This is a genomic window from Geobacillus thermocatenulatus (assembly GCF_002217655.1).
Lineage (GTDB): Bacteria > Bacillota > Bacilli > Bacillales > Anoxybacillaceae > Geobacillus > Geobacillus thermocatenulatus.
The window spans coordinates 884,358-898,916 of record NZ_NEWK01000002.1 but is presented as its reverse complement, the minus strand read 5'-3'; the positions used below and the strand labels follow the sequence as shown (position 1 = coordinate 898,916).

9 protein-coding genes and 2 pseudogenes are annotated in these 14,559 nt (G+C 43.4%); 4 read left to right on the top strand and 7 right to left on the bottom strand.

Annotation, left to right across the window (positions count from 1 at the left end; genetic code table 11):
• Positions 1-34: 34 nt before the first annotated feature.
• Positions 35-586 (bottom strand): spore protease YyaC, encoded by a 552-nt coding sequence (gene yyaC, locus B9L19_RS13355; RefSeq protein WP_025948351.1) that lies wholly within the window; start codon positions 584-586, stop codon positions 35-37.
• Between the two features lie 217 nt (positions 587-803).
• Here yyaC and B9L19_RS13345 point away from each other — a divergent pair, with 217 nt between their 5' ends.
• Together B9L19_RS13345 and B9L19_RS19410 are read left to right on the top strand one after the other, a co-directional pair.
• Positions 804-3,434 carry a DNRLRE domain-containing protein gene (locus B9L19_RS13345; protein ID WP_241772014.1) on the top strand — a complete coding sequence of 877 codons (2,631 nt, stop codon included), beginning with the start codon at positions 804-806 and terminating at the stop codon, positions 3,432-3,434.
• Complete coding sequence (locus B9L19_RS19410; protein WP_241772013.1) at positions 3,397-3,738, top strand: hypothetical protein; 342 nt, start codon at positions 3,397-3,399, stop codon at positions 3,736-3,738. The genes B9L19_RS13345 and B9L19_RS19410 overlap by 38 nt, the downstream gene beginning before the upstream one ends.
• A 19-nt stretch (positions 3,739-3,757) precedes the next feature.
• Here the strand turns inward: B9L19_RS19410 and istB are convergent.
• Positions 3,758-4,510: pseudogene (istB, locus tag B9L19_RS13340) on the bottom strand (IS21-like element helper ATPase IstB).
• A 238-nt stretch (positions 4,511-4,748) separates the two neighbouring features.
• Between istB and B9L19_RS13335 the strand changes: the two are divergent.
• Positions 4,749-4,928 (top strand): annotated as a pseudogene (locus B9L19_RS13335) (transposase); the annotation flags it as partial.
• 419 nt (positions 4,929-5,347) lie between these two features.
• Here B9L19_RS13335 and B9L19_RS13330 read toward each other — a convergent pair.
• From B9L19_RS13330 to B9L19_RS13310, 5 genes are all read right to left on the bottom strand, one after another.
• Positions 5,348-6,919, bottom strand: coding sequence for a UvrD-helicase domain-containing protein (locus B9L19_RS13330; protein ID WP_047753498.1), 1,572 nt, complete (start codon positions 6,917-6,919; stop codon positions 5,348-5,350).
• Positions 6,897-8,834: an ATP-dependent nuclease gene (locus tag B9L19_RS13325; RefSeq protein ID WP_089113957.1), complete on the bottom strand. Its 1,938-nt coding sequence runs from the start codon at positions 8,832-8,834 to the stop codon at positions 6,897-6,899. Before B9L19_RS13325 ends, B9L19_RS13330 begins: the two co-directional genes overlap by 23 nt.
• A gap of 208 nt (positions 8,835-9,042) precedes the next feature.
• Positions 9,043-10,701, bottom strand: coding sequence for an IS1634 family transposase (locus tag B9L19_RS13320; protein ID WP_089113956.1), 1,659 nt, complete (start codon positions 10,699-10,701; stop codon positions 9,043-9,045).
• Between the two features lie 624 nt (positions 10,702-11,325).
• Positions 11,326-12,006: a GNAT family N-acetyltransferase gene (locus B9L19_RS13315; protein ID WP_025949656.1), complete on the bottom strand. Its 681-nt coding sequence runs from the start codon at positions 12,004-12,006 to the stop codon at positions 11,326-11,328.
• A gap of 73 nt (positions 12,007-12,079) precedes the next feature.
• A complete protein-coding gene (locus B9L19_RS13310) occupies positions 12,080-12,280 on the bottom strand; it encodes a YbxH family protein (RefSeq protein WP_047753408.1) in 201 nt (66 codons plus the stop codon).
• Between the two features lie 150 nt (positions 12,281-12,430).
• On the opposite strand from B9L19_RS13310, the gene B9L19_RS13305 reads away from it, so the two are divergent.
• On the top strand, positions 12,431-14,407 hold the full coding sequence (locus B9L19_RS13305) for a methyl-accepting chemotaxis protein (RefSeq protein WP_047753407.1): 1,977 nt from the start codon (positions 12,431-12,433) through the stop codon (positions 14,405-14,407).
• Positions 14,408-14,559: the final 152 nt, after the last annotated feature.

Here is a 14,559-nt window from a genome sequence, read left to right as displayed (position 1 = left end):
ACGTTTATGTTCGCCGCGCTTTTTTCGTTTTGCGTTATGCCAACAGCGGCTTCGACGATTCATGGCCATATCGTTGCCGGACCGTGAGCGAAAGGCCTAACGCGATCGCTTTCGCCATTTGGTAGACAACGTGCAAATTCGTATACGGAAGCGCGCTTACATCGGCCGTGTCCTCCATCATGACTCCCATGACGCTGATGTCGCCGATCGATGGCAGCGATTTGCCGAGCGCCGTGCCAGGGGAAAGGGCGCCAGGGCGGATGGCGATCGTATGGACAAACGGCTGCGGCCCGACAATGCTGTCGATTGCCACTACATATGCTCCGTGTTCGTTTTGCAATTGTTCGGAAACGCGTCGGATGTTTGTCGCATCGACGGGTTGCCTGAGCGTGCCGATGACGGTCAAATGATCCGGATAAGCGTTTTCCAGCAGCGTGCCGACGAACGGCCCTAAGCTGTCGCCGTTGATGCGATTGCTGCCGATGCAAACGACGGTCAGATGACGGATGTGCGCCGGCAGCAAGGAAAACAGTTCATTGCGAATGAGCAAAGGAGCGAGCGGATCGCTGTAGGAAATCGTCCTCATCGATCGCGATTCCTTTCTGTCGATAGTCTCCTTTTCTTATTCGCGGCCGCTGCCGGCGATTCCTTTCTTTTCAGGGTTGCAAATTTTTCCTTATGTTTGCTTAAACGGATTGCGCCATTCCATTAACACGGCATGGTTGAGCGATTCTTCGTCTTCTAATAAACTTTCTTGCTGCACGCGGATGAGATCAGCGAAGTCGTCTGTCGTATAGTTGCGGATGACCGCTTTATTTACAAATAAAGAAAATGAAAGGGTTTTTGAGCTGCCAAAGCCGTTTATGGTGGATTCGAATGTCGATGAACGCTCTGGCGAGGTGCAGCGCTCAGAGAATGTAACGTATGAATTACAACAGGATGATCAAGGATATATTTTAACGGTCAAAGCCGACCCGGAGTGGCTGAAGGATCCTAAACGTGTATACCCTGTTTATATTGATCCGAGTACTTCCATTAATGTGTCTACCGATGCATTTGTAATGAGTGCTTATCCGACAACCAACTATAGTTCCTCATCAAGCAAGTGGAATTCGGCGCAGGGACAATACGTTTTGAAAGTTGGTTATTATGATGGAACAACAGGTACTTGCTATGGCTTTTTGAACCCAGATCTATCGAGCATCAAAAATATGAATGTGACGAGTGCCACATTCCATGTCTATGTCACCCATTCGTATTATGCAACGACACCAACAGGGTTATGGCTAGATGTTGTCAATGGTCCATGGTCCGTGAGCACGTTAACGTGGAATCATCAACCTTCCTCCACCAACATTGGCAAGGTTGATGTCGCAAGAGACCAATGGGCGCAATTTGATGTAACGAATACGGTAAAAGAATGGGCATCCGGGACAAAGCAAAATTACGGATTTAAACTTCATACGAATGGCAATGGACAAACGTATTGGAAAAAAGTTGTTTCCACTACGAATAGCAGTTATAAACCATATTTGTCTGTTACGTATACGATACCCGTTCCAAATACGGCGACAGGAACCGCCTTCAGCAATGGGGATGGCACAGGATATATCAATTTATCATGGGATCCGGTTCCTGGTGCTGCGGGTTATAAAGTTTGGATTTATAACGGGAAATCATATGAAGCGTTTGATGTAGGCAATGTCACTTCCTGGAGTACAAAGGGGAAAAAAATCTGGCCGACCCCTTCTGAAATTAGCGCTGGAAGATACGACCTTCATCAAGATCAGTTAGGGACGGAGCTGGCTGTCGATCCTTCCCCGGTCTATCGAAATTCAGGCGGAAGCTATCCGAACAGTAAGAACTACTGGTTCCGAGTCAGCGCCATTTTCCCTCAAGGCGAAAGCGCCATGTCAGGCGCGTATATGCCGACCATTCCGAATTTGGCAAAGCCATCTGCTCGGACGGGGGTAAGTTATACAAATGGAAATGGAACAGGATATATCGATTTCAAATGGAATCCTGTGAGTGGAGCGACGGGGTATAAAATTTGGATTTTTAACGGTTCCTACTATGAATCGTTAGATGTCGGGAACGTCACTTCTTGGACAACGAAAAACAAAAAGTATTGGCCAACATCCACGGAAATTCATGCAGGTAGATATAAGTTGCATGTAAACGATGGTCTTGGCACAGAATTAGCTGTTGACCCGTCCCCGGTCTATGCCAATGCAGGAACGAAATACGCAACAGCTGCCAACTACTGGATTCGAGTAAGCGCCTATAACTCTCAAGGGGAAACCGTCTTTTCGGATGCGTATATGCCTCGTATTCCAGATTTGCCAGTGCCATCAGCGCCTTCAGGGTTTGCTTACAGCAACCGATTAGGAAGCAACTCGGGTTATGTCATGTTAGACTGGGAGAAAATCCCTGGTGCAACAGGATACAAAGTATGGATTTTTAATGGACTTTACTATGAAGCATTTGATGTAGGAGACGTGGACCATTGGACGACGCAAAATAAAGGAATTTGGCCAACGCCGGAGGAAATTCAACAGGGGGATTCCAGCACCTTAACGTTGCATCATGATGGACAAGGATTGGAACTTCCGAAAGATCCTTCCCCCATGTATGCGAAAATGGGGACAAAATACGCCACAAGCACCAGTTACTGGTTCCGACTCAGCGCATACAATGCGGATGGGGAAACGGTATTTTCCAACAATGCATTGACGGTGAAAATTCCGGAGGCGAATGAGTATTTAGGAAAGGAAGAGTACTGGTCCATCATTGATGTTCCGTATGGCAGCGTGAATGCCGCTACCGGTAATCTGATTATAGACGAAGACGATGTTTCGATTTCCGGAAGAGGACCTGGGTTTGGAATCACAAGAACGTACAATAGTTTATCCACATCGGTTGGATTGTTCGGAAAAGGATGGCATAGCGATGCGGAAATGAATATCGTTGCCCAAGGAAATGAAGCGAGATTTACGGATGAAGATGGCACGCTCCATATATTCACGAAATTATCCGACGGCACGTATAAAGCCCCGACAGGTGTTTACTTGGAGTTAAGCGAAACAACCGATGAATATATCCTGACGACAAAAGATCAAACGAAAATCCACTTTCAAAAAAGTGACGGCAAGTTAACGAAAATCGTAGATGGACATGGGAATGCCACTACCTACAGTTATTCTAACGGAAAGCTGGTGTCGGTGACCGATGCATCGGGCAGAAAGCTGAGTATCGAGTATAATATAGACGGCAGAATCCAGAAAATTACCGACCCAATGAATCGGGTGATCCAGTATGAATATGACAATGATTTATTAACCAAAGTGACTCAGACGGGCGGGGAAGTAACGAGATACTGGTCGATTAGAGAAAGTATTGGAACCGACGCATACGGAAGCAAAACCGGTCGTTAATCAGTTCATTTATCATGGCGACAGGCTAAGCCAAGCGATTGATCCTGAAAACCGCATCTATACGATGAACTATGACCAAACAAAACGACAACTTGTCGTAACGCAACCGAATGGCCGTAAAATTCAGTATACCTTTAATGAAGCGGCGAATCCTATTCAAATCATTGAGGACGTAGATGGCTTAAACATTACAACAAGCTACGTTTATGAGGGAAATAATTTAGTAGAATCACGGGATCCGAATGATCAAAATGCTGTTTTTTGCAAGCAAAAAGTGCAGAGAATTGCAAGAAAAAATACATAGGCTTGCCGGCTCAATGAATTTACCTTTCAACCGAGTGAGAAGGGAGCGACTGAACGGCAGAAAGCGCGTGCCGCAAGCGGTAGCTCTCTCCCGTAAACGCGAGAATGTGGGCGTGATGGACCAAACGATCCACCAGCGCTGCCGTCAGGCGGTTGTCCCCAAACACTCGATTCCACTGTCCAAACTCTAAATTCGATGTCACGATGACACTTTTTCGTTCATAACAATCGGCAATGATGTGAAACAGCAGTTCCGATCCCTGCTTTTGGAAAGGTACATAGCCGAGTTCGTCCAAAATCAACAGCTCGCATGTGTCGATTTGCCGTTTGAGCCGTCCGAGGGTGCCGTCTTTTAACGCCTCTTCGAGCTGGGCGACAAGATCGGCGACACGGAAAAACCGAACTTCATGGCCCCGTTTACACGCTTTTCATCCTAATGCGGTGGCGAGATGGGTTTTTCCTGTTCCCGGCGAACCTCAAAGCAGGACGTTCTGTTTTTGCTCCAAAAAGCGAAGGTCGCAAAGTTCTTCCTTCGAGGTCGTGGTCGGCCAATGAATCTGATCCGACCATTCGTAATCTTTGAGCCATTTCAACTCCCGGAACTTCGCCTTCTTGATCAATCGAGCCTGTTTTGCTTTCTGACGGAACGACAGCTCCAACACCAACACATCACGCAAAAACTGTTCCTTGGTCTCGTAGGTCACCTCCTCGAATCGATCCGCGATGTACGCCAAATGCAGGGCTTTACAAATCTCTTTTAAATCCATCTTCATGCCCGGCTTCCTCCTTCCCTTGACGGACAAAGACGTTGATCATACACATGTAAATCGGTTTCATAGTCGACTAAAACGGAAGGGGTATAGAAGGCTGGTGAAAAAGTACACGCCAAGGCAGGGATTTAGGGGGGCTTATGTCGAAAAAGGAAGAAAAATCGTTGGAATGGAGCGTGAGCGGATCATGAAAGCCCCCAAAAACCCTTCGACTCAGCCTCGTCTGTTTTAAGTCATCGACATGGAGGACCTGGTTCCCCCACACCATATCCTGCGCCAGATCAACGAAGCCGTCGACTTTTCCGTCATTCACGATTGGGTGGCTCCCCTGTACACGGAAAAAACGGGTCGCCCGGCGGCGGATCCGGAACGGCTGCTTCGCCTGATGCTGCTCTCGTATTGGTTCGACCACTCTGAGCGGGTCCGAAGATCCTAGGCATCCATCCTCGCGCCTAGATACACGCCCGAAGTGTGCCCAAATGTCTCTCGTCCCTTTTGCATCAAGGGGCGAGAGGCATTTTGTTTGCCTAGTGACTGTCGAACTCGGGTTTAAAACAACATTGGAATATAAGCAAATTATACTCAAGCAACATTTTAACCATAAAAAATCCCCCTCCTTTTCACTCATCTGATTCAAAATAGGAGGGGGATTTCCTTGTTTTTAAGCCGAAAATGTTAACTGTTTAAGAAGTTAATCTAATAATTTTACGTGCCAACTGTGTGAACGTGTATCTAAATTCATCCCTTGCATTAATGCTGTTAGATAAAACCAAATTGACATATTCTTTATTGTACAAAATACATAAAAGACTTTTTCCAAATATCCTAAAAAACTCAAGTCTAAACATAGGTTAAGTCTTTTTTTGCGGCAGTTTTATCACTATAGAATACCACACCTAGATTATTAAGATGTTGTCTCGTACTGTCACTAATACTTTTTCTGCATGCTATACATAAAAATTCCTTTGCCCTACTAAAAGCAACGTATCCTAATCGGCAGTCATCCGTCTTATCTGATAACCTTTTGTTTTTATCTATCTCTAGCCATTTTAATAATTCTTTTTCAGTGCTGGCCACTGCTAATACAGCATCTGCCTGTAATCCCTTGGATTTATGAATAGTTAGAAAGTGGTCTTCATAATCATCATCAATAATGTTATCAATATTTTTTTTAAAATCGATAGATTGGATGTCTTTAATAAAATCTTCTACAATTTTATCAATTTTAAATTGAATATTTGTGTTTTCCTCTAAAGGACTAATCTTATGCGGAAATAATGAATTTAGATATGTAATTATATGCTCTATTTTCATATTTGGATCGCTTCTAATTTTAAAAAACAGATTCAAACACCTTTTTCTGAATTCAATGGTTTCCATATTAAAATGATTAATCAGTTTAGACTTTTTTACATTATAAAGAGCACCAAGATATTGCATAATTAAATCTATAACTTTAAATGCCTGTTTAGACTCTCTATTACCGCTATTATTAATCCTATATTCATCAAATTCTTTATTTTCATACGCTAGAAAAAACCTTTTTTTCGGTTTGTTTTCACAATATTCCTTGTTAGTACATAAATCATTAAAATTGCGTACAATTTGATTAAGTTCAGTTGATTCAATAAACACAATAGGATTTTTAGATGTAATTTCCTTATTCTTATAAAGTTGCTTAATATCAGAATGAAAATGGTTAATAAATTCTACAATTGTTTCACTCGAACGATAGTTATTCTGTATACATTCTACATGATACGTTTTTTTACCTTGAAGGGAAACGATAGGATGATTTGTTATTTTCTTTCGGAAATTCATGATGTTTTGTTCAGGATCTCCTACAAGTACTATCTCAGTGCAGTTTCCTTTTCTTAATATTTCAAATATCTGAAATTGACCTAAATCAGAATCTTGAAATTCATCTACAAACAAATACGCAATTCTCTTACAAAATCTTGCCCTTACCACGTCATTTTTAAGAATTTTTTTCGCTAGAGTTACAACTCCATCATAAGTAATAATGCCTTTACGTGACAATGCATTAATTATTTGATTTTTTCTTTGGTAATATTGATTTCCCGTCTGGGAATCTATTTTGATGTCATAATCTGTTATTGTAATTTCATCGGGAACAAGCCTCAAAATCTTACCATACGGTTTAATCACGTATTTAATTAAAAAACTGTGTATCGTTCCTATAAATACATTTTCAGGAATACTAATTTCCTCCTCCAGTCTTTCTTTTATTTCATTAGTTGCTGCATTAGTATAAGTTATAACAATTAAGTGTTTAGATGGAGGTAATAATTTAATCTTATCTTTTATTCTTTTGATTAGTTCTCTAGTTTTACCAGATCCAGCAGCCGCAATAATTAACTTATGTTTACTAATTTTCTTGCTTCTCCCCATCATTTTCCTCCATTATGAACTTTAAAATTCTTTTAATATATTCTGGAATTTCAAAGCCATCATGGTTTTCTTGTAGTTCCTCTTGCAAAAAGAAAGCAAAATCTGATTTTGCTTCTTTAATTTTTCCAAAATATTCGTCAATATTAATTTCTGAGTCCCAGTTAGGCGAAAAATCTATAAATAACTTTGGACGTAATTTCTGAAAAACCTTTAGTAAAATATCCTTTCCTTTTCCTTTTTGATTGAATTTCAGAATCTCTTTTTCAAAAGTTTCTTCATTAAATTCAATCTTAATTATGTCTCCATCGTATTTTTTCTTAAGTTCATCTGCTCTATTTTCCATATGTGTACCTTTATCTTTATCCGTTACAACTCCACATTTTATAAAATAGCCATTTTTTATTACTTCAAGAAAAGGCTTAAAAGCCAGGCCATTGACATTGATGATGTTACAACCTATTCTTTCTAATGTTTGACCATACAATAATTTAAAAAAGGTTGGAATCAATATTTGCTCAGAGATACCTTCTACCAAAATAAGTTTTCTAGCAAAGAACATTGATGAATTAGTCGCATCTATGTATTTCTTTAAATAACGGATATGTTCCCTACCCTCCCTATTATCTTTAAATCCGTCCAAGATGTAATGATAGTCCAGTTTCCCTTTATCTTTGTACAAAACTACCAAATTCTCAAGATCTATGGATGTTGTAATATGTGTTGAATGTGAGGTGACAATAATTTGTGTATCCTTTTTTATACCACTCTCACCATTCTTTTGTATCCCCTCGTCTGAATCTAATGTCTCAACTTTGCTAATATCACTTAAATTGTGTGCCAAATGTTTTTGAGAGTGAGGATGTAAATGGGCTTCTGGTTCTTCAATCCCAATCACTCTAAATATTAATGGCGATTTATTTTCTGTTTGTGAAGCGAGATGAGAAAGTACAAGAGAAATAAACAGAAGGTTGTTTTTTCCTAATCCATTTCTTTCAATAGAAATAGGTTCCTGTCCATAAATAAGACTTAATTTTTTCAAAATCTCGCTAATTTCGGGTGAAGAAAAATTAAAGTCTATATTATTTTGTTCAACCGAATTGACTAATGACACTCTATCTAAGTAATGAGTTAATTCCCTTTTGATTTGTTGTAACTTTTCATTTTGTTTTATTTCTTCATTTAAGTTTTCTAATAAAGTACGTATTCCAACAAAATCAGTGTCATAATCTTTGTTTAGAATACGATACAAAAGTTTATATTCCCCATTTGCTTTTAACTCTCTTTTTGCATCCCTCAAAGCATCGAGTACCTCTAACTTAAGCATTCTTAAAAAATATGGGTCACATTTATTCGCCGGATTATCTCCGCCGTATATAATATATTCATATTGTTCTATCGGAAAGTCTACATATTCATACAACTTTTTACTTTCAATATGTCTTTCTTTATGTAATTTTGCTAGTTTCTCTTTCTGTTGATTAATCCAATCGCTCTTTTTGAATCCCGGCCTTGGCCGAAACAAATATGTTAATTTTGCTTTAGTAAACGTCGGTTCGAAAAACCAATCACCTACCACTGCCAGTTGGTCATCGTCCATATCTTCTAATACGATTTCAACTTTAACCTCAGGAAATTTTATTTTCTCTTCTATCCCTTTTAAATCATCCATAAAAACCAAATTGGCTACTTGTTTTTTAAATGTTTCTTTAGTTTTATAGTTTATATCTTCTATATCAAGCATTCTTTTCTTGAACATTGTTATATCTTGACTAAGTATTAGACCTATCGACTCTAGAAGATTAGATTTACCAATATTGTTTTCTCCGATAATCGCAGTAAAGGGCTTTAATGGGATTGTAAATTCTTCATCTCCAAAATTACGGTAATTCTTAATACTTAGACTAGAAATATACATTTTACCCCCCCTTAATCAAAAGTTATTAACGAATTTCGACATTTTTTTCAAAAAAACCTTCAAATAATTACAAAATTATACCTCATATTTCGCACCATAGTAGAGGGGAGCGAGAGGATTTTTTATTCATTTTTTCAGAAAAATTTTTAAACCAACACCACTAGCGATCGTATCCTTTTTTTACCATCGCTAGTGGTTCCTTATTTCATCAGACGTACATACTCTCGTCCATCCCTAATCCTTGCAGAATCCTTCGCTGCTCATATGTGAGCGGTTGACCTAACGCGCGTTGGATTCGTCCATCCGGCAGTTCCAACAGGACGACTCTAACATACCAAAACAATGGAAAAATCGCTTGTCCAGTCGGTCGGGTCAGTTTCCGTCCTCCCGCCCCCTTTAATGGGTGTTCCGGGGTGATGAACGGACGCACTCGGCGCTGGAAGACGCGGTAAATCGCCAAGGCCAACAGAAACAAATAGCCTAATACCGCGACCCGTTCCGGTTTTTTTACGTAAATCTCATCCGTAAAGAACGGGTCTTTCAAGAAAGAGAAGTTCATTTCCACCGAGATTTGACCTTTGTACAACTTCAAGATCTCTTTCGCATTCATCGGTTGACCTTTCCATTCCTCCGGAACGGTCGTGACAAGGACAAACCGGGACGCTTTCCGTCTCGCCTGTTCCCACGCAGCTTGGTCGAATTCCACGTTCACGCGAAGGGCGTACAGCGTCTCCATGTCCGGTTCCGCCTCTTTTTTCGGACGTCCACGCCGTTTTTTCGGGCGCACGATCGCTTCGACCGACGCCTCGACGCGATGGAACCGGAGACGAAGGGACGACTTTAGAGACGCTAGGGCTTGTTCCGCATCTTCCCGGCACGAAAACAGACGGCTTTCCCACTGGGTTTGTTTCTGCCGAAGAAGCTCTGCTTCTTGGTTTCGTTCTTTTTCGAGCGTCTTTCCTTTTCGTTGGTCAAGCGCGCTGGATTCAACGACAATCAGCCGAACCGAATGACCTTCGTACGTCGATGTCGTTTCCCACACCCGGTAGGTGGCTCCGTTTTTCTCCGCTAAGGAGAACGGATCTCTCCACGGCGTCTCTTGGGCATCGGCTTCGGCGAGCGCGGTTTTGACGATCCGAAGCGAAGAAGGACCTCTTGTGATCAAAAAGGCGTTGGCGGCCTTCGTTTGCGCCAGTGTGTCTTTCGTCATGGCGGCAGAATCGGCAACATAAATCCATTCCTCTTCGATCTTTGCCTGCTGTAGCTGTTTCTGCACACGGGACAACACCTCGGGATTCCACGTCTTATCCGGCAGGTTGCCGTCGTGTACATCGCCATAAAACGGAATGCCATCCTCGTTGCCAATCAGCCCAAATCCGATCTGCTTTTGCCAACGATGATGCCGATTGTAGCCATGCGTAATCGGCAAGGCATCTGGTGAGGCCGATTCATACGTACCGTAAACGGATGCATCGGTCGTATCGGCATGGAACACCCGAAGAGGGATGCCTTCTTTCTTGTAAATTTGCACGAGACAGGCCGAAAGAACCGCGTGGATATTGGCGTCGTACAGCCGATCGAGATGTCGGGCGATCGCATCGTCGTTGAACCAAGAAGGGGAAAGCCCTGGCCGGATCAGCTTAGGCAAATCGATGTCATGCGCCCATCGTTCCACATGAACGAGTGCTTGCCGACCGCTCAATATATCCAAGGTGAGCAGCCAGACCACATCGCTGGCTCGGGTTTGGCATTGAGGATTCACAGGAACAAGACGGTCGATCAACACAGGGAGACCAAGATCCTTGAAAATGGTGCTTATTATATTCAAATAGGAACTTTCATAAATGGCACGGATTTGAACGCTCATGATGTAGAAACTCCTTTGCTTTCCTTGTGTTTCAAGGGTTCATTCGACAGGAAGATAAAAAAATCCTCCCGATTTTTGTCGAGAGGGTGCGAAATGTGAGATGCAAGATAAAAATTAAGCACTAAATTGGAAACAAAACAGGTCAGTTTTCTCACAAAATATAATTTCAGAGACACGGCTTTACATGAAGTGGCGTGCATGGTAGGTTGGTTGCCTCTGCGAACTCCTTTTGTGCTGCGGCCTTCGCAAAAGAATCTATGCATGCAGAGGCTCCATGTCAAGCCTTATAGGGTAAGATAATTTATATGGTTCATCACCAAAAGTTGTACTTGCACCTGTCATGAAAGTATGTTAGCTGTTTCTAGCCGAACCCGCAATGCAAAATGCTGGATATTTCGGTATCCGTATCCCCGACGTTTCATCAGCTTGATCTTGTAGCTCTTCACCAAAAGTTGTACTTGACTGTTTCAGATCATGTCTTGCTTACATGCATAAGGAAAATCAGTAAATCAACGATTTTCCTACATGGTGACACGAGAAAAAGCCTCGCTTGTCAAGTACACGTTGTGGTGATGAACCTTATTTTTGCGTTCGTTGCCGACAATTCCTGTCATTTGGTGTCTGTTAATTTTTTTTGGTCATCTGCCTAAATGGATTGCGCCATTCCATTAACACGGCATGGTTGATCGATTCTTCGTCTTCTAAATAATTCCGGACAATCGCAAGCGGCGTTCGCCCGCAACGGAGCAAAAACGTAATGACCGGATCGCTCAGCTCGCCAGCAACGACTTTGTCGATGTAGGCTTCCGGCGATAGTTCAGCCGCATGTCGATGGTAGCCAGGCATCCGCCCGCCGCCGAGCAGCCGGTCAAGGCCGAGATGGACGACGACTTCATACATCGACTGCATGAGCCATTTGCCGAGGCCGAGCTTCCGGTATGGCGGCGAGACGCAAATGTCGACGACATACAGCGTGTTTCCATCCGGGCGGTGGTTGCGGATGTAGCCGCCGTCGGTGATCTCTTCCCATGTATGATCGGCATGGGCTGGATCAAAGTCAACGATCAAGCCGGTCATCGATCCGACGATGCGCCCGTCGACTTCGACGCAAAGCGCTCCTTCGGGAAACAAGGTGACATGGTTGTGAAGCTGTTGTTCGTTCCACCATAACTCCGATGGAAACGGGGGCGGAAAACTTTCTTGCTGCACGCGGATGAGATCAGCGAAGTCGTCTGTCGTATAGTTGCGGATGACCGCTTCGCGCGGGGTGTTGCCGTCAAAGACGTATAAACGTTTATCGTACATGCCGATCCCCCTTGCTTTTTTACCTTCATCATAACGGAAAACGCGAAAAAATGGCAAGAAAAGCCTCCGACAACTAACAGCGGCCGGAGGTTTTTTGCTCGACATACTCGCTCGCAAGCGCTTCGATTTGCTGTTCATCGGGCTTTTCGCCGCAAAATGCAAACTCAATTTCCTCAATCAATTCACCGTCTCGATAAACGTGCAGCGCCCCTTTTTGCAACAGGACGCTGTATTCGATCTCAAATCGATATCCTTCGTGTTCGATGGCGCCCATTGTCATTCACCTTCCTCTCGTTTATTGTCTCATGTGCGTCGATTCGTTATGTATGAATTAAGAAGGTCCTCCTATAGACGGGGGCTGATCGTCCTTTGTATAATGAAAATCAGTGCGACAAAAAGAGGAAACAGAGGGGAGAAATAGCGAGTGTTCCGGACATTGCGCAGCAAACTGATTACTTTGATGGTCTCTTTGCTAGTCGTGTCGATGCTTGTGACTCAGTTAGTAGGTGTTGCCCAAATGAGCTCAATGGTGAATAAGGATGCAGAAGAAAGAGCGAAATCCGCCATTGAAGGGTTGCTAACCAATATTCGACTTAGTTTTCAAAGTGAAGAGAACAGCTTAGCCCAGTTAAGCGAATCACCAACTACCTTGCAAATGGTGCATCAAGAGAGCATGTGGCCTGCTTTGAAACATCAGTTCCAGACTTTTTTGCGTTTGCATGAAAATGTGCAATTTATTTACATAGGGACTGAAAAAAAACGCATTTATGTTACCCCAAATGCTCAATTTCCAAAAGGATATGATCCGACAAGTCGCCCTTGGTACCAAGAGGCAGTGAATCGCCCTGATGAAGTTATCTGGACAGATCCGTATATTGACGCGATTACTGGAAAGTATGTTGTCACTTTGGCGAAAGCAGTAAGCGATAATGGTCATACTTCTGCTGTCATCGGGATCGACATGACGCTCGATACAGTGTCCAAAATTGTTGGTTCGACTGATGTAGGTTACAATGGGTATCCCGTCTTGTTTGATAAGAAAGGTACGGCAGTGGTTCACCCCGAATATAAAGGTCAAAATATGTCCAATGATCAAGCAGTGCAGTATATTTTGGAACATGAGAAAGGGATTCATCATTATGAACGAAACGGAGAGAAGCGAATCGTCTATTTTACCACCATTCCTGAACTTGGATGGAAGGTAGGAGTTGTGTATAAAGAAAAAGAATTATTGGCCATGAGCCGTACTCTGGGATGGTATATGGCCGTGATCACAGGAATTGCTCTCATTCTGTCTTCCGTTTTCGTCTATTTCTTAGCTCGTTCGATTACAAAGCCGATAAGGATGTTGCAAGAACAGGTAGAAAAGGTAGCTCAAGGAAACTTGACCGTTCAAGTAAAGGTGGCAACGAAAGACGAGATTGGCCGATTGGCCCATCATTTTAATGTTATGATTGAGCATATGCGTGAGTTGATAGGTGAGGTTAACCGTTCTGTTCATGAACTTGCCGCTTCGGCCGACCATTTGAGCGCTGTCTCGGAAGAAACGATGGCGACAAGCGAACAAGTGGCGAAAGCGATCGGCGAAATTGCCAAAGGAACAACCGATCAAGCAGGAAGTCTTGATACGATCAATGAGCGGACGACGACGCTGTCGCAGCAAATCGAAGCGGTTGCGAATGCGACGGCTGGCATGGAGTCGCTTTCCGATGAAACGAAAACCGCGAGCTACGATGGCTTGGAGCATTTAAACATTTTGCAGAAAAAATCGGAAGAAGCGAAACATGAGCTGGAGTCAGTAGAAAACGTCATTAACGACCTTGTGAAAAAAATGAAAGAAATTGACGATGTCATTCAAACGATCACAGCCATTTCTGGACAGACGAATTTGCTGGCGTTAAACGCCAGCATCGAGGCGGCGCGCGCCGGCGAGCATGGGAAAGGGTTTGCCGTTGTCGCTGATGAAGTGCGCAAGCTGGCCGAACAATCCGCGAAAGCGACGGAGATGATCCGCGCGACGATCGCCGCCATCCAGCAGCAGGCCGGATTGGCGATCGAGGCGGTCAGCCGCTCCAAGCAGGCGTACGACGAACAGCGGGAAGCGGTGCACACGACCGGCGATTCGTTTGTCAAAATCACCGACATGATGGAGCAAGTGGCTGATGCGCTTGCTGGGATTATGGAGGAAGCAAAGCGGATGAACGCGAGCAAAGACGATGTCGTCGGAGCGATGCAAAACATCGCCGCCATCGCCCAACAAGCAGCGGCAGCGGCGGAAGAAGTGGCTGCTTCGGCTGATGACCAGCTGCAGGCGCTTTCGACGGTGACCGAATCGGCGGAGGCGTTAAGCGAAATGAGCCGGCAGTTGAAACAACTGGTGGAGAAGTTCAAAATTTCATAAAAAGCAGAGGACGCCCTGATGGCAGCGGGGCGTTCTTTTTATCGCCTCCAGCCGAGTGTATTCATACAGTGATAATAAGTGAAATTTTTTCAGCTTCTTCGTCGATTTTAGTGAGCGATAGTGCTAAAATAAACAGTGAAAACGTTTATACC

What these genes read in the sequence shown, in the direction of transcription:
- B9L19_RS13310 (WP_047753408.1), bottom strand. Translation starts at nt 12,280, where the DNA reads ATGGGCGCCATCGAACACGAAGGATATCGATTTGAGATCGAATACAGC.
- yyaC (WP_025948351.1), bottom strand. Translation starts at nt 586, where the DNA reads ATGAGGACGATTTCCTACAGCGATCCGCTCGCTCCTTTGCTCATTCGC.
- B9L19_RS13320 (WP_089113956.1), bottom strand. Translation starts at nt 10,701, where the DNA reads ATGAGCGTTCAAATCCGTGCCATTTATGAAAGTTCCTATTTGAATATA.
- B9L19_RS13345 (WP_241772014.1), top strand. Translation starts at nt 804, where the DNA reads ATGACCGCTTTATTTACAAATAAAGAAAATGAAAGGGTTTTTGAGCTG.
- B9L19_RS13315 (WP_025949656.1), bottom strand. Translation starts at nt 12,006, where the DNA reads ATGTACGATAAACGTTTATACGTCTTTGACGGCAACACCCCGCGCGAA.
- B9L19_RS13330 (WP_047753498.1), bottom strand. Translation starts at nt 6,919, where the DNA reads ATGGGGAGAAGCAAGAAAATTAGTAAACATAAGTTAATTATTGCGGCT.
- B9L19_RS13325 (WP_089113957.1), bottom strand. Translation starts at nt 8,834, where the DNA reads ATGTATATTTCTAGTCTAAGTATTAAGAATTACCGTAATTTTGGAGAT.